At 71.3% G+C, this 17,926-nt stretch carries 17 protein-coding genes, 1 pseudogene and 1 riboswitch; of the genes and pseudogenes, 2 read left to right on the top strand and 16 right to left on the bottom strand.

Annotated features, from left to right (window positions below):
* Positions 1 to 123 precede the first annotated feature (123 nt).
* A complete protein-coding gene (locus ACF1DX_RS28275) occupies positions 124 to 807 on the top strand; it encodes an LAETG motif-containing sortase-dependent surface protein (RefSeq protein WP_391793943.1) in 684 nt (227 codons plus the stop codon).
* Positions 808 to 811: 4 nt separating this feature from the next.
* Here the strand turns inward: ACF1DX_RS28275 and ACF1DX_RS28270 are convergent.
* From ACF1DX_RS28270 to rpsB, 10 genes and pseudogenes are all read right to left on the bottom strand, one after another.
* A pseudogene (locus tag ACF1DX_RS28270) lies at positions 812 to 1,060 on the bottom strand (hypothetical protein); the annotation flags it as partial.
* A gap of 105 nt (positions 1,061 to 1,165) precedes the next feature.
* Complete coding sequence (locus tag ACF1DX_RS28265) at positions 1,166 to 2,185, bottom strand: ABC transporter ATP-binding protein (RefSeq protein ID WP_391793942.1); 1,020 nt, start codon at positions 2,183 to 2,185, stop codon at positions 1,166 to 1,168.
* Positions 2,186 to 3,787 carry an ABC transporter permease gene (locus tag ACF1DX_RS28260; protein WP_391793985.1) on the bottom strand — a complete coding sequence of 534 codons (1,602 nt, stop codon included), beginning with the start codon at positions 3,785 to 3,787 and terminating at the stop codon, positions 2,186 to 2,188. It abuts the gene before it with no gap.
* 47 nt (positions 3,788 to 3,834) lie between these two features.
* Entirely contained in the window at positions 3,835 to 4,920 is a 1,086-nt protein-coding gene (locus tag ACF1DX_RS28255; protein ID WP_391793941.1) for a thiamine ABC transporter substrate binding subunit, read from the bottom strand.
* A gap of 81 nt (positions 4,921 to 5,001) precedes the next feature.
* A riboswitch (TPP riboswitch) is annotated at positions 5,002 to 5,107 on the bottom strand.
* 24 nt (positions 5,108 to 5,131) lie between these two features.
* A complete protein-coding gene (gene rlmN / locus ACF1DX_RS28250; protein WP_391793940.1) occupies positions 5,132 to 6,238 on the bottom strand; it encodes a 23S rRNA (adenine(2503)-C(2))-methyltransferase RlmN in 1,107 nt (368 codons plus the stop codon).
* Positions 6,239 to 6,541: 303 nt separating this feature from the next.
* A complete protein-coding gene (locus ACF1DX_RS28245) occupies positions 6,542 to 7,666 on the bottom strand; it encodes a phosphatidate cytidylyltransferase (RefSeq protein ID WP_391793939.1) in 1,125 nt (374 codons plus the stop codon).
* Positions 7,666 to 8,223 carry a ribosome recycling factor gene (frr, locus tag ACF1DX_RS28240; RefSeq protein WP_030866079.1) on the bottom strand — a complete coding sequence of 186 codons (558 nt, stop codon included), beginning with the start codon at positions 8,221 to 8,223 and terminating at the stop codon, positions 7,666 to 7,668. Before frr ends, ACF1DX_RS28245 begins: the two co-directional genes overlap by 1 nt.
* A 121-nt stretch (positions 8,224 to 8,344) precedes the next feature.
* A complete protein-coding gene (pyrH, locus tag ACF1DX_RS28235; RefSeq protein ID WP_391793937.1) occupies positions 8,345 to 9,103 on the bottom strand; it encodes a UMP kinase in 759 nt (252 codons plus the stop codon).
* A 191-nt stretch (positions 9,104 to 9,294) separates the two neighbouring features.
* Positions 9,295 to 10,131 (bottom strand): translation elongation factor Ts, encoded by an 837-nt coding sequence (tsf, locus tag ACF1DX_RS28230; protein ID WP_217128878.1) that lies wholly within the window; start codon positions 10,129 to 10,131, stop codon positions 9,295 to 9,297.
* A 154-nt stretch (positions 10,132 to 10,285) separates the two neighbouring features.
* On the bottom strand, positions 10,286 to 11,194 hold the full coding sequence (rpsB, locus tag ACF1DX_RS28225) for a 30S ribosomal protein S2 (RefSeq protein ID WP_391793936.1): 909 nt from the start codon (positions 11,192 to 11,194) through the stop codon (positions 10,286 to 10,288).
* A gap of 282 nt (positions 11,195 to 11,476) precedes the next feature.
* On the opposite strand from rpsB, the gene ACF1DX_RS28220 reads away from it, so the two are divergent.
* Positions 11,477 to 12,082 carry a M23 family metallopeptidase gene (locus ACF1DX_RS28220; protein ID WP_391793935.1) on the top strand — a complete coding sequence of 202 codons (606 nt, stop codon included), beginning with the start codon at positions 11,477 to 11,479 and terminating at the stop codon, positions 12,080 to 12,082.
* 383 nt (positions 12,083 to 12,465) lie between these two features.
* Here ACF1DX_RS28220 and ACF1DX_RS28215 read toward each other — a convergent pair whose 3' ends face one another.
* From ACF1DX_RS28215 to ACF1DX_RS28190, 6 genes are all read right to left on the bottom strand, one after another.
* The gene (locus tag ACF1DX_RS28215) at positions 12,466 to 13,023 is read right to left on the bottom strand and encodes a TetR/AcrR family transcriptional regulator (RefSeq protein ID WP_391793984.1); all 558 of its coding nucleotides are present in this window, start codon (positions 13,021 to 13,023) and stop codon (positions 12,466 to 12,468) included.
* 91 nt (positions 13,024 to 13,114) lie between these two features.
* Complete coding sequence (gene whiG, locus ACF1DX_RS28210; RefSeq protein WP_085573035.1) at positions 13,115 to 13,957, bottom strand: RNA polymerase sigma factor WhiG; 843 nt, start codon at positions 13,955 to 13,957, stop codon at positions 13,115 to 13,117.
* A 281-nt stretch (positions 13,958 to 14,238) separates the two neighbouring features.
* Entirely contained in the window at positions 14,239 to 15,399 is a 1,161-nt protein-coding gene (dprA, locus tag ACF1DX_RS28205) for a DNA-processing protein DprA (protein ID WP_391793934.1), read from the bottom strand.
* A complete protein-coding gene (locus tag ACF1DX_RS28200; RefSeq protein WP_391793933.1) occupies positions 15,396 to 17,024 on the bottom strand; it encodes a YifB family Mg chelatase-like AAA ATPase in 1,629 nt (542 codons plus the stop codon). The genes dprA and ACF1DX_RS28200 overlap by 4 nt, the downstream gene beginning before the upstream one ends.
* 1 nt (position 17,025) lies before the next feature.
* Positions 17,026 to 17,349, bottom strand: coding sequence for a YraN family protein (locus ACF1DX_RS28195; RefSeq protein ID WP_051767441.1), 324 nt, complete (start codon positions 17,347 to 17,349; stop codon positions 17,026 to 17,028).
* 256 nt (positions 17,350 to 17,605) lie between these two features.
* A complete protein-coding gene (locus ACF1DX_RS28190) occupies positions 17,606 to 17,914 on the bottom strand; it encodes a DUF2469 domain-containing protein (RefSeq protein WP_003965949.1) in 309 nt (102 codons plus the stop codon).
* Positions 17,915 to 17,926 lie beyond the last annotated feature (12 nt).

Here is a 17,926-nt window from a genome sequence, read left to right as displayed (position 1 = left end):
TGTAGGCATATGCGTTGACACTACTTATGCGGCGCTTATAAACCTGGGAGCCGCATGGGAGTGCTGATGCTCCATCAACACTCCTCCAACCCCCCGCATTTACGCTCTCTCGTAAGGACAAACGTGGCAGTTCTGTCCGTATCCCGCCGTACCGTCACGCGCTCCGTGCGCGCCCTCGGTGTCGTCTCCGCGTCCGCCGCCCTCGCGATCGGTGTCGCCGGCAGCGCGGCGGCCTGCAACATCAGCGAGTTCTCGGCCGAGGCCAAGTGCGTCGGTGACAAGGGCGTCATCACCGTCACCGACAAGGACCCGGCCGGCGTTCCCGCCACCATCACCGTGTTCCTGCAGGACAAGCAGGTCGGCGAGCAGGTGGTCAAGGGCACCCGTGAGGGCACCACCATCACCTTCGAGGAGGACTGGAAGCCGAACGCCGAGTACCGCGTCCACGTCGACGCGAAGCCCTACGTCGACGAGGACATCAAGCCGAACCTGGTCACCCCGGCGACGGCCTGCAAGACGGAGGAGAAGCCCCCGGCCGAGGAGGAGCCGAAGCCGACCCCGTCGGAGTCCTCCTCCACCCCGGCCGAGGAGCCCGAGCCGACCCCGTCGGAGTCGGAGAGCGAGAGCACCGCTCCGGCGGACACCGCGAGCAACGCGCCCTCCCCCGCCGGCGAGTCGAACCTCGCCGAGACCGGTGCCGACTCCAACACCGGTCTGATCGCCGGCATCGCGGCCGCCCTGGTCGTGGCCGGCGGTGGCGCGGTCTTCTTCGGTATGCGCCGCCGCGGGGCGAACAGCCAGCGCTGACGCCTCACGCACACAGTGGCGGCCCGTCCCCTCCCGGGGGCGGGCCGCTTCCGTCACCGGCCGCCCAGCCGGACGCCGCCCGCTCCGGCCCGGCGTCCGGCGCGGCGGGATCGCCCCACGTCCCGGGCCCGTCGAACCCCGGTACCCGGTCCTCGGGGACGTCGCCCTCGGCCCCCGTCCGCACCATGACGTCCACCCGGCGCAGGGCGCCGCCGGTATGCCGTACGAACTGCTCCAGGGACCAGCCGGGCGGGGGACACGGTGCCGGACGTCACGACCGTCCCACCCGGTGCGCGATCTCCTCGCAGGAACGGTCATGCGTGCGTGGTGCCATGCCGCACTCCCCAGGCAGCCGCGCTCATCCCAGCACGGCGGTTTCCGCCGCGTCGAACTCCACCCCGACCTCGTCCCCGACCTCCGGCGCGGTCCTGAGCGCGCAGGCCGCCTCCAGGCGGGGCGCGTCCTCGGGCTGGAGGTGGACGGCGACGTGCGTGCCGCGGAAGGTGCGTGCGACCACCGTGCAGCGCAGACCCTCACCGGCCGGGACCAGGCGGACACCGGCGGGGCGGACGAGCAGCGTCCGCGCACCCTGCGGGGCGCCTTCCGGCACGGGGAGCTTGCCCCAGGGGGTCACCGCGACAGCGTCGCCCACCGTCGCCTCGACGACGTTCTCGAAGCCGAGGAAGCGGGCCACGAACGCGTCGGCCGGACGCCGCCACACCTCGAGCGGCGTACCGGACTGGGCGATCCGGCCGTCCCGCATCACCACCACCCGGTCGGCCAGCGCGAACGCCTCGCCCTGGTCGTGCGTCACGGCGAGCACCGTGGTGCCCAACCGGCCGAACAGCTCGCGCAGTTCGACGACCAGCCGTTCCCTGAGCGACCGGTCGAGCTGCCCGAGCGGCTCGTCGAGCATCAGCAGCCGGGGGCTGGGCGCGAGGGCGCGGGCGAGCGCGACGCGCTGCTGTTCGCCGCCGGACAGCGCGGCGACGGCGCGTCCGGCCGCGTCCGGCAGGCCCACGAGGTCCAGCAACTCCCGTACGCGGTCCGCCTGTTCGCTCCGCGACGCGCCGTGCATGCGCAGGCCGAAGGCGACATTGCCGCCCACGTCCCGCTGCGGGAAGAGCTGGTGGTCCTGGAACATCAGCCCGACGCCGCGCCTGTGCGCGGGCACGCCCGACTGGTCGCGTCCGTCGAGCGACACCCGCCCGGAGTCGAGGGGCTGCAGTCCGGCCACCGCCCGCAGCAGCGTGGACTTGCCGCTGCCGCTGGGACCGAGCACGCACACGATCTCGTGCTCCGCGACCCCCAGGTCGACGGCGTCCAGCACCGGCCGCCCCCCGAAGCGGACGGTCGCGGCCTGAAGGCTCAGCAGCATCTAGAACTCCCCGGTCCGGTCGGTCCGCAGCCGCTCAAGGACGAGCAGCGCCACCGCGCACACGATCATCAGAATCGTCGACAGGGCCATCGCCTGGCCGTAGTTGAGGTCCCCGGGCCGCCCCAGCAGCCGCGCCACGGCGACCGGCAGCGTCGGATTCTCCGGCCGCGCGATGAACACCGTCGCCCCGAACTCGCCCAGCGACACCGCGAACGCGAACCCGGCCGCGATCAGCAGCGCCCGCCGCACCAGCGGCAGGTCCACCTCACGCCACGCCCGCCACGGCGACGCCCCGAGCACCGCCGCCGCCTCCCGCAGCCGTACGTCCACGGCCCGCAGCACCGGCAGCATGGTCCGTACGACGAAGGGGACGCCGACCAGCGCCTGTGCGAGCGGGACCAGGATCCAGGAGGCGCGCAGGTCCAGCGGCGGCTCGTCGAGGGCGATGAGGAAACCGAAGCCGACGGTCACCGCGGACACCCCGAGCGGCAGCATCAGCAGCGCGTCGAAGCCGCGCACCAGCCGTCCCGCGTCCCGCCGGGTCAGCGCCGCGGCGGCAAGACCGCCGATCACCACGGCGATGGCGGTGGCGGCGACGGCGTACTGGAGCGAGTTGCCGACCGCCTCGATCGGCGCGACGAGGAACACTCCCCCGTCGTCCTCGGTGAGCGTCCGGTAGTAGGCGAGACCCGCGTCGCCGAAGGACCGTTCCACCAGCACCGCGAGCGGCAGCAGAAGCAGTACGGCGACGGTGGCGACGACCGAGCCCAGCAGCGCCCACTGTCCGGCGCCGCGCGGCCGGCGTGCGGTCACCGAGGCGTCCACCAGCCGCAGCGCGGTCTCCCGGCGCCGTACGGTCCAGGCGTGCAGGGCGAGGATCGCGCCCACGGCGACGAACTGGACCATCGTCAGGACGGCGGCCGTGGACAGGTCGAAGATCTCGGAGGTCTGCCGGTAGATCTCCACTTCGAGGGTGGAGAAGGTGGGTCCGCCGAGGATCTGCACCACGCCGAAGGAGGTGAAGGTGAACAGGAAGACCATCAGCGCCGCCGCGGCCACGGCGGGCGCGAGCGCGGGCAGGGTGACGGTCCGCCAGGCCGCGAACCGGGAGGCGCCGAGCATCCGCGCGGCCTCCTCCTGCCGCGGGTCGAGCTGGGACCAGAGCCCGCCCACGGTGCGTATGACGACGGCGTAGTTGAAGAAGACGTGCGCGAGCAGGATCGCCCACACGGTGGTGTCCAGGCGCACGCCCCACAGCTCGTCGAGGAGTCCGCCGCGTCCGACGAGCGCCATGAACGCCGTACCGACGACGACCGTCGGCAGCACGAACGGCACGGTGATCACGGCCCGCAGCACCTGCCTGCCGGGGAAGTCGAAGCGGGCGAGGACATAGGCGCCGGGCAGGGCGATCAGCAGGGTGAGGGCGGTGGAGACGAGGGCCTGCCAGGTGGTGAACCACAGGACCTGACGGACGTCGGACTGCGCCAGTACGTCCCCGATCCGCCCGAGCTGCCAGGTCCCGTCGGTCTTCAGTCCGCGCGCGACGATCGCGGTGACGGGATAGGCGAAGAAGACGGCGAAGAACGCGACGGGCGCGGCCATCAGGCCGAGCCGCGCCGCGCTCCCGCGCCGGCGCGCCGCGGTCCGCGTCACTTCAGTACGAGCGAGGTCCACGACTTGACCCACTGGTCACGGTGGGCGGCGATCTTCGCCGGGTCCATGGTCTGCGGGTCCTTCGCCTGCGGCCCGGACTTCACGAACTCCTCGGGCACCCGGGCGCCCTCCCGCACCGGGTACACGAACATGTTGAGCGGCATGTCGTCCTGGAACGGCTTGCCGATCAGGAAGTCGAGCAGCGCCTTGCCGCCCTCGGGGTTCCTCGCGTTGCTCAGCAGCCCCGCGTACTCGACCTGACGGAAGCAGGTGCCCTCGGCGACACCGGTGGGCGCGGTCTCCGGCTTCGGGTCGGCGTAGATCACCTCGGCGGGCGGCGAGGAGGCGTACGACACCACCAGCGGCCGGTCGGCCTTGGCCTTCTTTCCGCCGGCCGAGCCGGAGAACTCCTCGTTGTAGGCCTGCTCCCAGCCGTCGACCACCTTCACGCCGTTGGCCTTGAGCTTCTTCCAGTAGTCCTCCCAGCCGTCATCGCCGTACTCTGCGGCCGTCCCGAGCAGGAAGCCGAGGCCGGGCGAGGAGGTGGCGGCGTTCTCGACGACGAGGAGGTCCTTGTAGGCGGGCTCGACCAGGTCGTCGAGGGTCTTCGGCGGGGTCAGGTCGTGCTCGTCGAACCACGCCTTGTCGTAGTTGACGCAGACGTCGCCGGTGTCGACGGGGGTGACCCGGTGCTTGTCCTGGTCCACGCGGTATTCCGGCAGAACCTTGTCCGAGCCCTCGGCCTCGTACGGCTGGAACAGCCCGTTGTCGAGGGCGCGGGAGAGCAGGGTGTTGTCGACGCCGAAGAAGACGTCGCCCTGGGGGTTGTCCTTGGTCAGGATCGCCTTGTTCACGGCCTGCCCGGCGTCGCCGTCCTCGAGGACCTTGAGCTTGTATCCGGACTGCTTCTCGAAGGCGGCGACGACGTCCTTCGACACGGCCCACGAGTTGTGGCTGACGAGGGTCACGGTCCTGGACCCGCCCCCGCCGCTCGCGTCGTCGCCGCCGGACGACCCGCACGCGGACAGCGTGACCAGCCCCAGCCCGACGGCCAGGACCGTGACCTTCTTGGTGATGCCCACTTGATTCCTCCTGGAGTGACCAGGAAGAGACGCGGCCCTGCCCGGGACCCCTGGGCAGGGGTCCCGGGCAGGGCGCAACAGCTCGAGTGATGACCGATCTCCCTACCCAGAATGACCTGGGCCAGGTTCGGAGGGTCTGCGGCCGGTGCCGCACTCTCAGCGCTGTGGCGCTCCCCTGTCGGAATATGCAGATGTTCTTACTCGGGTCACATTACCGTTCGCTCGCGGCGAGCTGACCACACGCCCCGTCGATCTCCTGCCCACGGGTGTCCCGGATCGTCACCGGTACACCGTGCGCGGCGATCGCCTCCACGAACGCCTTCTCGTCCTCGGGACGGGAGGCGGTCCACTTGGAGCCGGGGGTGGGGTTGAGCGGGATGAGGTTGACGTGCACGGGGCGGCCCTTGAGCATCCGTCCGAGCCGGTCACCGCGCCAGGCCTGGTCGTTGATGTCCCGGATGAGGGCGTACTCGATGGACAGCCGCCGGCCCGACGTGGCCGCGTACTCGAACCCGGCGTCGAGGACCTCGCGCACCTTCCACCGCGTGTTCACGGGGACGAGGGTGTCGCGCAGTTCGTCGTCGGGGGCGTGCAGCGAGATGGCGAGCCGGCATTTGAAGCCCTCGCCGGTGAACCGGTGGATCGCCGGGACGAGACCGACGGTGGACACGGTGATCCCGCGCTGCGACAGCCCGAGGCCGTCCGGCTCGGGGTCGGTGAGGCGGCGGATGGCCCCGACGACCCGGTTGTAGTTGGCGAGCGGCTCGCCCATGCCCATGAACACGATGTTGCTCAGCCGCGCCGGGCCGCCGGGCACCTCGCCGTCCCTGAGCGCCCGCATCCCGTCCACGATCTGGTGCACGATCTCGGCGGTGGACAGGTTCCGGTCGAGACCGGCCTGCCCGGTCGCGCAGAACGGGCAGTTCATGCCGCAGCCCGCCTGGGAGCTGATGCACATGGTCACCCGGTCCGGGTAGCGCATCAGCACGGACTCGACGAGCGTCCCGTCGAACAGCTTCCACAGCGTCTTGCGGGTGGTGCCCTGGTCGGTCGACAGATGCCGCACGACCGTCATCAGCTCCGGAAGCAGCGCCTCCCGCAGCTTGCCGCGCGAGCCGGCGGGGATGTCGGTCCACTGCTCCGGGTCGTGCGCGTACCGCGCGAAGTAGTGCTGCGAGAGCTGCTTGGCGCGGAACGGCTTCTCACCGGCCGCGACGACCGCCTCCTTGCGCTCGGCGGGCGTGAGGTCGGCGAGGTGCCGCGGCGGCTTCTTGGCTCCGCGGGGGGCGACGAAAGTAAGTTCTCCGGGCTTAGGCATGGCGTTACCAGTGTCGCAGATCCGCACGGGTGACCCGGTCGGGCTCAGGAGAGGCCGAAGAACAGGACGAAGACGTTGTTCACGTAGGCCTTCGTACGGTGCCATGGGCCGCAGTAGCGGCGCGGCCTGCGGCGGCCCTTCTGGTCGAGGAGCGCCTCTCACCATCGGCAGGGCAGGTCACCGTGGTACCTGCCGTCGTCCCCCCGCCTCGCCTGCGCCACGGAGGGACCCTAACCGACCCGGACAGCGGCCGGGCCCCCGCCCGGGAAGGACGGGGGCCCGGTCCGGCCACGTGGACAGGGATCAGCTGGAGCCGACGAACAACACCAGCAGCAGCCACACCACCGGCGCCGTGGGAAGCAGGGAGTCCAGCCGGTCCATGATGCCGCCATGGCCCGGGAGCAGGGTGCCCATGTCCTTGATGCCCAGGTCGCGCTTGATCATGGACTCGCCCAGGTCACCCAGGGTGGCGCTGGCCGCGACCGCGAGGCCGAGCAGCAGGCCCTGCCACCACACGCCGTCGTCGATCAGGTACTGCATGCACAGCGCGCCGACGACCATCGCGAAGGTCACCGCGCCCAGCAGGCCCTCTCGGGTCTTGCCGGGGCTGATGCGCGGGGCGAGCTTCGTCTTCCCGAAGCGCCAGCCGACCGCGTACGCGCCGGTGTCGCTGACGACCGTCAGCAGCAGGAAGGTCAGGACGCGCCACGGGCCGTCCTCGGCGGTGAGCATCATCGTGACGAAGGTCGCCAGGAACGGCACGTAGAACGTCGCGAAGACACCCGCCGTGACGTCCTTGAGGTAGCCCTCGGGCGGCGCCGTCATACGCCAGACCAGCACCGCCAGCGCGGTGAGCGCCATGGCGACCCACGCGCCCTCGGCCCCCCGGGCGTACCCGGCGACGACCATGGCCGCACCGCCCAGTGCGAGCGGTATCAGGGGCGCCTTGATGCCCTTGCGCTCCCGCAGCCGCGACGTCAGCTCCCACAGGCCCACCACCACGGCGACGGCGACCACGCCGACGAAGACGGCCTTGACGACGAACAGCGACGCGACGATCACCACGCCGAGTCCGACGCCGACGCCTATCGCGGCACCGAGATCGCGCCCCGCGCTCTTCTTCTGCGGTGCGGGTGCCGGCTGCGGGGCGTCGGGCATGGGCTCCGGATTCTGCGGCACCTCCCCGGGAAGGGGTCGGGCCCGCGTCGGTTCGTCTCGGAACGGGGGGCCGCTCAGCCGAGCGGCCCCCCGTTCCACATCCTGGTCTCCGCCGTGTTCGGGTACGTCGGGCACGACGGGCATGGGGCGAGTGTGCTGCGCGTAGTGCGCATCGTACGCGGGACCCGCCGGGGCAGCCCCCTGGCCGGGCCCGTGGTCGGACGGCCCCCAGTACCCGGTCTGCGGCGTCCCCCAGGAAGAGTCGTTCATCAGACCTCGAGCAGCTCCGCTTCCTTGTGCTTCAGGAGCTCGTCCACCTGGGCGACGTACTTCGCGGTGGTGTCGTCGAGCTCCTTCTCCGCACGGCGGCCCTCGTCCTCGCCGACCTCGCCGTCCTTGACCATCTTGTCGATGGCGTCCTTGGCCTTGCGGCGGACGGAACGGATGGAGACCTTCGCGTCCTCGCCCTTGGTCTTGGCGACCTTGATGTAGTCACGGCGGCGTTCCTCGGTGAGCTCGGGGAACGTCACACGGATGATGTTGCCGTCGTTGCTCGGGTTGACGCCCAGGTCGGAGTCGCGGATCGCCTGCTCGATGTTGCGCAGGGCGCTCTTGTCGAACGGGGTCACCACGGCCATGCGCGGCTCGGGCACGGAGAACGAGGCCAGCTGGTTGATCGGCGTCAGCGCGCCGTAGTAGTCGGCCACGATCTTGTTGAACATCGCCGGGTGCGCACGGCCGGTGCGGATCGCGGCGAAGTCCTCCTTGGCGACCACGACGGCCTTCTCCATCTTCTCCTCGGCCTCGAGGAGGGTCTCTTCGATCACCACTTGCTCCTGCGTGTCTTGAGTAGGCCCGGCCGCGGTTCCTGGTCAGGGGTTGCGGCCGGCTGCGTCGCGTCTTCATCCTGCACGGTTCCCGACCGGCAGGACATTGTCCATCCCCCGGTCAGTTGTGGCCGGCTTGGTCGCCCACCAGCGTGCCGATCTTCTCACCCTTGACGGCGCGGGCGATATTGCCCTCCTTCAGGAGTTCGAAGACGACGATCGGGAGGCTGTTGTCACGGCAGAGCGTGACGGCCGTGGCGTCGGCGACCTTCAGGTCCCGGGTGATGACCTCGCCGTAACCGAGCGCGTCGAACTTCACGGCGTCCGGGTTGGTCTTCGGGTCGGAGTCGTAGACGCCGTCCACACCGTTCTTGCCCATGAGCAGCGCCTCGGCGTCGATCTCCAGAGCGCGCTGGGCGGCGGTGGTGTCGGTGGAGAAGTACGGCATGCCCATTCCGGCGCCGAAGATGACCACACGGCCCTTTTCCAGGTGCCGTACGGCGCGCAGCGGGATGTAGGGCTCGGCGACCTGGCCCATGGTGATGGCGGTCTGCACGCGGCAGTCGACGCCCTCCTTCTCCAGGAAGTCCTGGAGGGCGAGGCAGTTCATCACGGTGCCGAGCATGCCCATGTAGTCGGAGCGGGCGCGGTCCATGCCGCGCACCTGGAGTTCGGCGCCGCGGAAGAAGTTGCCGCCGCCGATGACGATCGCGATCTGCGCGCCGTCCCGCACGACGGCCGCGATCTCACGCGCGATGGCGTGCACCACGTCGGGGTCGACGCCCAGCCCCCCGCCACCGGAGAAGGCCTCTCCGGACAGCTTCAGCAGAAACCGGCCGCTCACTTTGCCGTCATCGCTCTTCTCAGCCTTGGTGGTCATCGTCGGTTCCCGCCTCTTTCACGTGTTGCACATACGAAGAAGGCCATTGCCGGTGGGGTGTGGTTCGCATCCCATGCGGCAATGGCCTCCTCGTCAGATCTGCTGTCGTCCGGCACGCGCCGTCGCGTGGACGCGTGTCCGAACGACTGCTGTCGACCCTATCGGGGTCGCGCGCCCGTCGCGGTACGGACTCAGATGCCGACCTTGATGCGCGTGAAGCGCTTCAGGGTGACACCGGCCTCGTCCAGGACCTTCTGGACGGACTTCTTGTTGTCCAGCGCGTAGGGCTGGCCGAGCAGCGTGGCGTCCTTGAAGAAGCCGTTGAGGCGACCCTCGACGATCTTCGGCAGGGCGGCCTCGGGCTTGCCCTCGGCGCGGGTGGTCTCCTCGGCGACGCGGCGCTCGGACTCGACGACCTCGGCCGGCACGTCCTCCTTGGAGAGGTACTTCGGCGCGAAGGCGGCGATGTGCTGGGCGACGCCCTTGGCGATCTCGGCGTTCGGCTTGTCGAACTCGACGAGCACACCGATCTGCGGGGGCAGGTCGGGCATCGTGCGGTGCATGTACGCCGTCACGTAACCGTCGGCGAACTGGGCGAAGCGGTCCAGGACGATCTTCTCGCCCAGGTTGGCGTTGGCCTCGTCCACGAACGCCTGGACGGTCTTGCCGGCCTCGATCTCGGAGGCGAGCAGGGCCTCGATGTCGGCCGGGGAGGTCTTGACGACGTGCTCGGCGATGGCGGTGGCCACGGCCTGGAACTTGTCGCCCTTGGCGACGAAGTCCGTCTCGCACTTCAGCTCGACGAGGACGCCGGAGGAGTTGTCGTCGGCGATGATCGAGACCACGGCGCCGTTCTCGGCGGAGCGGCCCTCGCGCTTGGCGACGCCCTTCTGGCCCTTGATGCGGAGCGCCTCGACGGCCTTCTCGACGTTGCCCTCGGCCTCGTCCAGCGCCTTCTTGCAGTCCATCATGCCGGCGCCGGTGAGCTCCCGGAGCTTCTTGACGTCGGCGGCGGTGTAGTTCGCCATGAGTCTGTGAATCTTTCTCGAAGTCTGGAGGTGCGGAGATCTGCGGTCAGGACCTACCTGAGGGCAGGTCTCCGACTCGCCGCTGACCTACGGGTGAACGGCGGGAGCGGATCACGTGTCGCCGCTCCCGCCGTCATCGGCTCTGACGGGGCGGTCAGGCCTGCTCGGCCTCGGCGGCCGGGGCGTCCTCGGCAGCCGGGGCGTCCTCGGCAGCCGGGGCGGCCTCGGCGGCGGGGGCCTCAGCCGGCTGCTCGGCCTCGGCGGCGGCCGGAGCGGCCTCCTCGGCCTTCTTCTCGCCCGCGAGCAGGTCGCGCTCCCACTCGGCCAGCGGCTCACCGGCGGCCTTCTCGCCCTTGCCGGCCTCGGCGACACCGGAGCGGGACATCAGGCCCTCGGCGACGGCGTCGGCGATCACGCGGGTGAGCAGGGTGACGGAGCGGATCGCGTCGTCGTTGCCCGGGATCTTGTAGTCGACCTCGTCGGGGTCGCAGTTGGTGTCGAGGATGGCGACGACCGGGATGTTGAGCTTCCGGGCCTCGCCGACCGCGATGTGCTCCTTCTTGGTGTCCACGATCCAGACGGCGCTGGGCACCTTCTGCATCTCGCGGATACCGCCGAGGGTCTTCTCCAGCTTGGCCTTCTCGCGGGAGAGGACCAGCAGCTCCTTCTTGGTGAGGCCGGAGGCGGCCACGTCCTCGAAGTCGATCTGCTCGAGCTCCTTGAGGCGCTGCAGACGCTTGTAGACGGTCGAGAAGTTGGTGAGCATGCCGCCCAGCCAGCGCTGGTTGACGTAGGGCATGCCGACGCGGGAGGCCTGCTCGGCGATGGCCTCCTGCGCCTGCTTCTTCGTGCCGACGAACATGACCGTGCCGCCGTGGGCGACGGTCTCCTTGACGAACTCGTAGGCGCGGTCGATGTACGACAGCGACTGGAGCAGGTCGATGATGTAGATGCCGTTGCGCTCCGTGAAGATGAAGCGCTTCATCTTCGGGTTCCAACGACGGGTCTGGTGACCGAAGTGGACGCCGCTCTCCAGCAGCTCCCGCATCGTGACGACGGCCATGGCCGTATCTCCTTGAATTTCTCGGTTGTGCCGCGGATGCCGGACGGCTCCCGCGCCTGACGCCCGCGACGCGCCGTTGCCACGAAGGACCGAGGGGCGCTGACATCCGGGGTCCGGCCGTGACCGGTCCTGATGTCGGGGCGTGCGAAGTCGACCCGGTGGCCCGGGTCGCCACCAGAAGTGTACGGGACCCACGAGGCGCCGGGTGACGCCGTTGTCCACAAACGGCCGGTGGTCCACAGGTCCGGGCGGTGATCACGGAGGTCCGGAAGGCTCCGCCGCATGCGAAAGAGTGCATTCACGAGGGCGTGTACGCGACTGGTTCTTCTGGTGGTCCTGACCCTGGCGGCGCTGCTGGCCCCGCCCCCGCCGGGCCTGTCCGCGGCGGGGGCGGCGGGGGTGGCGCCGACGGACGGGGAGGCCGGGACGCCGGTCGTCGGACGGGCGTGGCCGGTGGGGGTACGGCCACGGGTACTGCGCGGCTGGGAGCCGCCGGCGACGGTGTACGGGCGCGGGCACCGGGGCGTGGACCTGGCGGCTCCACCGGGGACACCGGTCCGGGCGGTGGCGGCGGGCCGGGTCTCCTTCGCGGGCCGGGTGGCCGGAAAGGGCGTCGTCTCGGTGGAACTGTCCGGCACGGGTGATCCCCCGTTGCGCACCACCTACGAACCGGTCCGCGCGTCGGTGGCCGAGGACGACGAGGTGACGGCGGGCGAGGTGATCGGCACGGTGGAACCCACGGGCTCCCACTGCGCGGCCCCCTGCGTCCACTGGGGCCTGCTGAGGAACGACACCTACCTGGATCCGCTCACCCTGCTCCCCCCATGGCTCCTGCGCAGAGGCCCGTCACGACTGCTGCCGGTGCTCGGGGTGCCGATGCCCGCCTGAGGAGAAGCGCGCATCCGGGCCAGGACCGGACCGAGCGCGTCCCGCACCGGTACAGGGCCGCGGGAGCCGGGCACCACCGCCGGACACCTCGAAGAAACGGCCGCCGACGGGCGCGGCCACACCGGAGCCGTACGGCCGGACCCGGCCGGCACCGACAGCCCCCGCACGGCCGGACCGAAGACACTCACGCCGGTACAGGACCACAGGAACCGGACCACGCCCCCGAACGGCCCTGAAGGAGCGACCGCCGACGGGCGCGGCCACACCGGAGCCGTGTGGCCGGATCAGGCGTGGTCCATGGCGGTCCGGGGTGGCGGAAGCCGGGGAAGGGGTCCCGGCGGCAGCCGGAGGAGGGGTCAGGGGGATGCCGTCGTGGCGGGGCGTCAGCCGCGTACGCCTCCGAGGACCATCGAGACGGCCGCTTCCGTGATCGCTTCGGGATGTTCCGCCGCGCCCAGCTCGATACGGCGTACGGCCGCGTCGACCACGCCCTGGAGGAGCATCGCCGCGAGGCGGGGCTCGGCGTGGTCCAGGTCGGCCAGGGCCTCGACGATCATCGCGATGAGGCCGCCGTGGGCCGCGCGGATCTTCTCCCGGGCGCCGGCGTCGAGTTCGCTCGCGGAGATCGCGACCACGGCGCGGTGCCGCCGGTCTCCGACCAGTTCCAGCTGCTTGCGGACGTACGCCTCGATCTTGGCCTCGGCGCCGTCGGCGACCGCCATCGCCGCCTCGACCTCCGCCGCCCAGACCGGGAAGTCGACCTCGCACAGCTCCTCGACCACGGCGGCCCGCGAGCGGAAGTACTCGTACACGGACGAACGCGCGAGGCCGGTGCGCTCGGCGAGGGCCGGGAAGGTCAGCGCCTCCGTACCGCCCTCGGACAGCAGGGAGCGTGCCGCGTCCAGCAGGGCGGCTCGCTGCATCGACCGGTGCTCGGCCACGGAGGCCGCTCGAATCCTTGGCACGTCGACCACTTTACGGACGCCCCGCCCGTGACGGCCAGAGGACCGGCCCGCTCCGGACCGGAGGGGCTCAGCGGCCGAAGCCCGCCAGTTTCGCGCGCAGCTGCAGCACGGACTTGGTGTGGATCTGGCTGACCCGGCTCTCGGTCACGCCCAGCACATTGCCGATCTCGGCGAGGGTGAGCCCCTCGTAGTAGTACAGCGTGACCACGGTCTTCTCCCGCTCCGGCAGCGTGTTGATGGCCCGCGCGAGGAACCTCCGCAGCTCCCGGTCCTCGGCCACCTCCACCGGGTTGTCGGCGGCGGTGTCCTCCAGCGTGTCCATGAAGCTGAGCTGATCGCCGCCGTCCCCCCCGGCGTGCAGCAGCTCCTCCAGGGCGACGACGTTCGCCAGCGACAACTGGCTGAAAACCGCGTGCAGATCGGCCACCGTGATGCCCATCTCACCGGCGACCTCGCTCTCCGACGGCGTGCGGCGCAGCCGCGCCTCCAGCGTGGCGTAGGCGCGCTCCACGTTGCGCGCCTTCTGCCGCACCGAGCGCGGGATCCAGTCCAGCGCCCGCAGCTCGTCGATCATCGCGCCCCGGATGCGGGTGATCGCGTAGGTCTCGAACTTGATCTCCCGGTCGACGTCGAACTTCTCGATCGCGTCGATCAGCCCGAAGACCCCGGAGGAGACGAAGTCCGCCTGCTCGACATTGGGCGGCAGCCCCACACTGACCCGGCCGGCGACGTACTTCACCAGCGGCGAGTAGTGCAGGATCAGCTGCTCCCGCAGTCTTTCGTCCCCCGTCGCCTTGTACGACCGCCACAGCTCGTCGAGCGTCGAGGGAGCGGGCGGCCGCACGCTGCCACCGTCGCGGGCGGCTGGGGGGATCGCCGCCCGGTCGGACCCGGAGGTGTGCTGGGGCATTCGTCGCCTTGTGCCGTTCTGCCGTGGACTGGTGCTGCCTGGATGCGCTGTCTGTCCGATGTCTGGGTGCCTGTCCTTGCCTGTCCGTGTCGGATCCTCGTGAGCGTAGCGTGACTACGGCGTCGCGGTGTGCGAAGAAGCGAGGTGGGACCGTGCGCAGATTCGTTCCGGGTGCCGTTCCACCGGGGCACGCCCGTCGCTCTGAGTGATCGACGAGGTAGCCCAACTGACGTAAATTCCAAGGGGTGTCGGGGTTCCCCCGGACGGCCGAACACGCTGTGTCAGCGGGGCTCGGGACCGTCCCGGACCGGGATCATCGCCTGGCGCGTCAACTTCCAGCCGTCGCCGTGTCGTTCGACGTAACCAAGTGCTCGCAGTTCGTACAGTCTGGCGATCGCGTCGTCCGGGGTGGTCTGCGCGGCGAGCGCGATCTCCTCCGGCCGGGCCGTTCCGCGCCCCGGCAGCGCGGCGAGGACCTGCCGTCCGGCCGGGTCGAGCAGGTCCCGGGGCAGCACCGGCCCCCGGCGTTCCGGCGCGAGTTCACCCATGTCACCGACCAGTTCGACGACCTCGGCGGCATCGGTGACCAGCACCGCGTCCTGCCGCAGCAGTTCGTGCACCCCGGCGGAGAGCCCGCTGGTGGCCGGCCCCGGTACTCCCATCGTGTGGCGTCCCAGCCGACGGGCCGCCCGGGCGGTCACCAGGGAGCCGCTGCGGTGGGCGGCCTCGACGACGACGGTGCCCCGGGTGAGCGCGGCGATCACCCTGTTGCGGAGGATGAACCTGCTCGGTGTCGGGTGCTCACCGGGCGGCAACTCGCCGACGACCAGTCCCTGTTCGGCGATTCTGCCGATCAGCCCGGTGTGACCGCGCGGGTAGGGCCGGTCGACTCCGCAGGCGAGTACGGCGATGGTGGCGCCGCCCGCGCCGAGGACACCGCGGTGGGCGGCGCCGTCGACCCCGTAGGCGCCGCCGGAGACCACGATCCAGCCGCGTTCGGCGAGGCCGGCGGAGAGGGTGGCGGCCATGTGCGCGCCGTACTCGGTGCAGGCGCGGGCGCCGACGACGGCGACCGAGCGCAGCGCCCACATCCGCAGGTCCGCTCCCCCGCGCACCCACAACCCGAGCGGCCGGGCGTCGCCCAGGTCGTCGAGCTGTCCGGGCCATTGCGGGGTGCCGGGGCCCACGAAGCGCACTCCGGCGTCCCGTGCGACGGCGAGGTCCCTGTGCGGGTCGGCCCGCTCGGCCCGGGCCAGCAGCCCGGCCCACCGCTTGCCGCTCACCCCCGGCAGCGGGTCTCCCCGTTCCCGCAGCCGTCGCACCACGGCGTCCACGCCGAGCTCCCGCACCCAGCGGCCGCCGGTCTCGTCACCGGGTTCGACGACCCGGGTGAGGAAGACCCGGCCGAGCGGTTCTTCGCCGGGTCCCTCCACGGCGCTCACACCCCCGCCCCGATGGCCATGGGCACCCCGCGCGGGACGCCGGTGCGCAGTTGCAGGGCGAGGGCGACGTCCGCGGCGCCGGGCCGCTCGTGGCCGGCCAGGTCGGCGACGGTCCAGGCGACCCGCAGGACCCGGTCGAGTCCCCGGGCGGTGAGCACGCCCCGTTCCAGGCTCCGCTCGGCGTCGTCCATGGCGCCGGGGGCGGCGTGCCAGCGGCTGCGCAGCTCCCGTCCGGGGACCTCGCTGTTGGTGCGCCACGGGGTGCCGGCGAGCCGTGCCGCGGCACGGCCCCGGGCCGCGCGCACCCGGTCGGCGACCGTGGCGGTGGTGTCGCCCCGGGTGCCGCCCGCCGTCAGTTCGTCACGTGTGACGCGGTCGACCTCGACCCGCAGGTCGACCCGGTCGAGCAGCGGTCCGGACAGCCTGGCCTGGTAGCGGCGGATCGCCGAGGGCGGGCACTCGCACTGCTCGTTCGTCTGCGAGAAGCGCCCGCAGGGGCACGGGTTGGCGGCGAGCACCATCAGGAAGCGCGCCGGGAAGCGCACGACACCGGCGCTGCGCGCGATGATCACGTGTCCGGACTCCAGCGGCTGCCGCAGGGCGTCCAGGGCCTTGCCGCTGAACTCCGGGGTCTCGTCCAGGAAGAGGACGCCCCGGTGCGAGAGGGACACCGCTCCCGGCCGGACCGTGGCGCCGCCGCCGCCGACGAGTGCCTGCATGGTGGCCGAGTGGTGCGGGGCGCAGTAGGGGGCCGTGTCGATCAGGGGCTTGTCCACGGGGAGCAGTCCCGCCACCGAGTGCACGGCCGTCACCTCGAGCGAGGCCTGCCGGTCCAGCGGCGGCAGGATCGACGGCAGCCGCTCCGCGAGCATGGTCTTGCCCGCGCCCGGCGGTCCCTCAAGAAAAAGATGGTGTCCGCCCGCCGCGGCCACCTCCACGGCCGTCCGTGCCGCGAGCTGGCCCACGACGTCCGCGAAGTCAGGGCCCTGGTCGTGCGACGCCGCGCCGACGCCGTGCATCCCGGTGTCCGCCCCGGTGCCCGGGGCGCGCAGCCCCGCCAGCAGCGGGTCGGGGCGCGTCCGGTCCCCGGCGTCCTCCTCCTCCGGCACGGGCTCGTCGGTGAGCACCGCGATCAGCTGGCGCAGGCTGCGGACGCCCAGGACGGATACGCCCGGCACCAGCGAGGCCTCGGCGGCGGCGCACTCGGGTACCACCACCTGCTCGTATCCCGCGCCGGCCGCGGCCAGTACGGCGGGCAGGATGCCGCGCACCGGCCGCACCCGGCCGTCGAGGCCCAGCTCGCCGATCATGACGATGTCGCCGAGCACCCGTGGATCGATCCGTTCGGCGGCGCCGAGCACGGCGCAGGCGACGGCCAGGTCGAAACCGCTGCCGGCCTTCGGGACCGACGCGGGGCTGAGTCCCACGGTGAGTTTCTTCTGCGGCCACTCGCCGCCGGAATTGACCACGGCCGCCCTGACCCGGTCCCTGCTCTCCGTCAGGCTCTTGTCCGGCAGCCCCACCAGGGTGAAGGCCGCGACCCCGGGCTCCAGGTCGGCCTGGACCTCCACGACCACGCCCTCGACGCCCACCAGCGTCACCGAGCACGTACGCGCGAACCCCATGTCAGGCCACCCCCCGGACGTGCTCGACCACGGGTGCGCCACGGGCCGGCAGCAGCACGCCGACCAGGTCGATGCGGACACCGCCGGGCGGTGCTCCCCCGTGTTCCTGGAGCCAGCGTTCGGCGAGGCCCCGCAGGCGGTCGGCCTTGGCCGCCGTGACCGCCTCCATGGGGTGCTGGAAGGGTCCTGCCCTGCGGGTCTTCACCTCGCAGACGACCAGGGCGTCCCCGTCGCGGGCCACGATGTCGATCTCGCCGGTCCTGCCGCACCGCCAGTTGCGCTGCAGGACCGTCATCCCGGCCTGGGTCAGCCGCCGTGCGGCCAGTGTCTCGCCGTACCTGCCGAGTGCGCTGCGTGCCCGATGCGAGTCCCGCGCACTCCGTGTGTTCCGCGGGTTCCGTGCGTTCGTGTTCTGTGCGTTCGTGTTCCGCGGGTTCCGTACGTTCGTGTTCCGCGGGTTCTGTGCGTTCATGTCGGCACCACCTCCGGCGCCAACGGTCACGCATCCCGCCCGACGGAGTGGATCTTGGTGCGGAACTCGGCGGCTGTGGACAATTCCGTCACCCGCACGAGTACGCCGGTCACCCGCCCGGCAGCTCCAGGTCGCTCTTGTTGAGCTCCTCGATGTTCACGTCCTTGAACGTCAGTACGCGTACCTGCTTCACGAACCGGGCCGGCCGGTACATGTCCCAGACCCAGGCGTCCGCCATCGACACCTCGAAGAACACCTCGCCCTGGACCGAGTGCACCTGCATCTCGTAGTCGTTGGTGAGGTAGAAGCGCCGTTCGGTCTCGATCACGTATTTGAACAGACCGACGACATCGCGGTACTCCCGGTAGAGCTTGAGCTCCATCTCGGTCTCGTACTTCTCGAGGTCCTCGGCGCTCATGGCATGTTCCCC

Source organism: Streptomyces sp. NPDC014676 (assembly GCF_043084105.1).
Classification (GTDB): domain Bacteria; phylum Actinomycetota; class Actinomycetes; order Streptomycetales; family Streptomycetaceae; genus Streptomyces.
This window is presented reverse-complemented; position numbering and strand designations above follow the sequence as displayed.

What these genes read in the sequence shown, in the direction of transcription:
- whiG (WP_085573035.1), bottom strand. Translation starts at nt 13,957, where the DNA reads ATGCCCCAGCACACCTCCGGGTCCGACCGGGCGGCGATCCCCCCAGCC.
- rlmN (WP_391793940.1), bottom strand. Translation starts at nt 6,238, where the DNA reads ATGCCTAAGCCCGGAGAACTTACTTTCGTCGCCCCCCGCGGAGCCAAG.
- pyrH (WP_391793937.1), bottom strand. Translation starts at nt 9,103, where the DNA reads ATGACCACCAAGGCTGAGAAGAGCGATGACGGCAAAGTGAGCGGCCGG.
- ACF1DX_RS28260 (WP_391793985.1), bottom strand. Translation starts at nt 3,787, where the DNA reads ATGGCCGCGCCCGTCGCGTTCTTCGCCGTCTTCTTCGCCTATCCCGTC.
- rpsB (WP_391793936.1), bottom strand. Translation starts at nt 11,194, where the DNA reads ATGGCCGTCGTCACGATGCGGGAGCTGCTGGAGAGCGGCGTCCACTTC.
- ACF1DX_RS28245 (WP_391793939.1), bottom strand. Translation starts at nt 7,666, where the DNA reads ATGAACGACTCTTCCTGGGGGACGCCGCAGACCGGGTACTGGGGGCCG.
- ACF1DX_RS28220 (WP_391793935.1), top strand. Translation starts at nt 11,477, where the DNA reads ATGCGAAAGAGTGCATTCACGAGGGCGTGTACGCGACTGGTTCTTCTG.
- tsf (WP_217128878.1), bottom strand. Translation starts at nt 10,131, where the DNA reads ATGGCGAACTACACCGCCGCCGACGTCAAGAAGCTCCGGGAGCTCACC.
- ACF1DX_RS28190 (WP_003965949.1), bottom strand. Translation starts at nt 17,914, where the DNA reads ATGAGCGCCGAGGACCTCGAGAAGTACGAGACCGAGATGGAGCTCAAG.
- ACF1DX_RS28200 (WP_391793933.1), bottom strand. Translation starts at nt 17,024, where the DNA reads ATGGGGTTCGCGCGTACGTGCTCGGTGACGCTGGTGGGCGTCGAGGGC.
- ACF1DX_RS28265 (WP_391793942.1), bottom strand. Translation starts at nt 2,185, where the DNA reads ATGCTGCTGAGCCTTCAGGCCGCGACCGTCCGCTTCGGGGGGCGGCCG.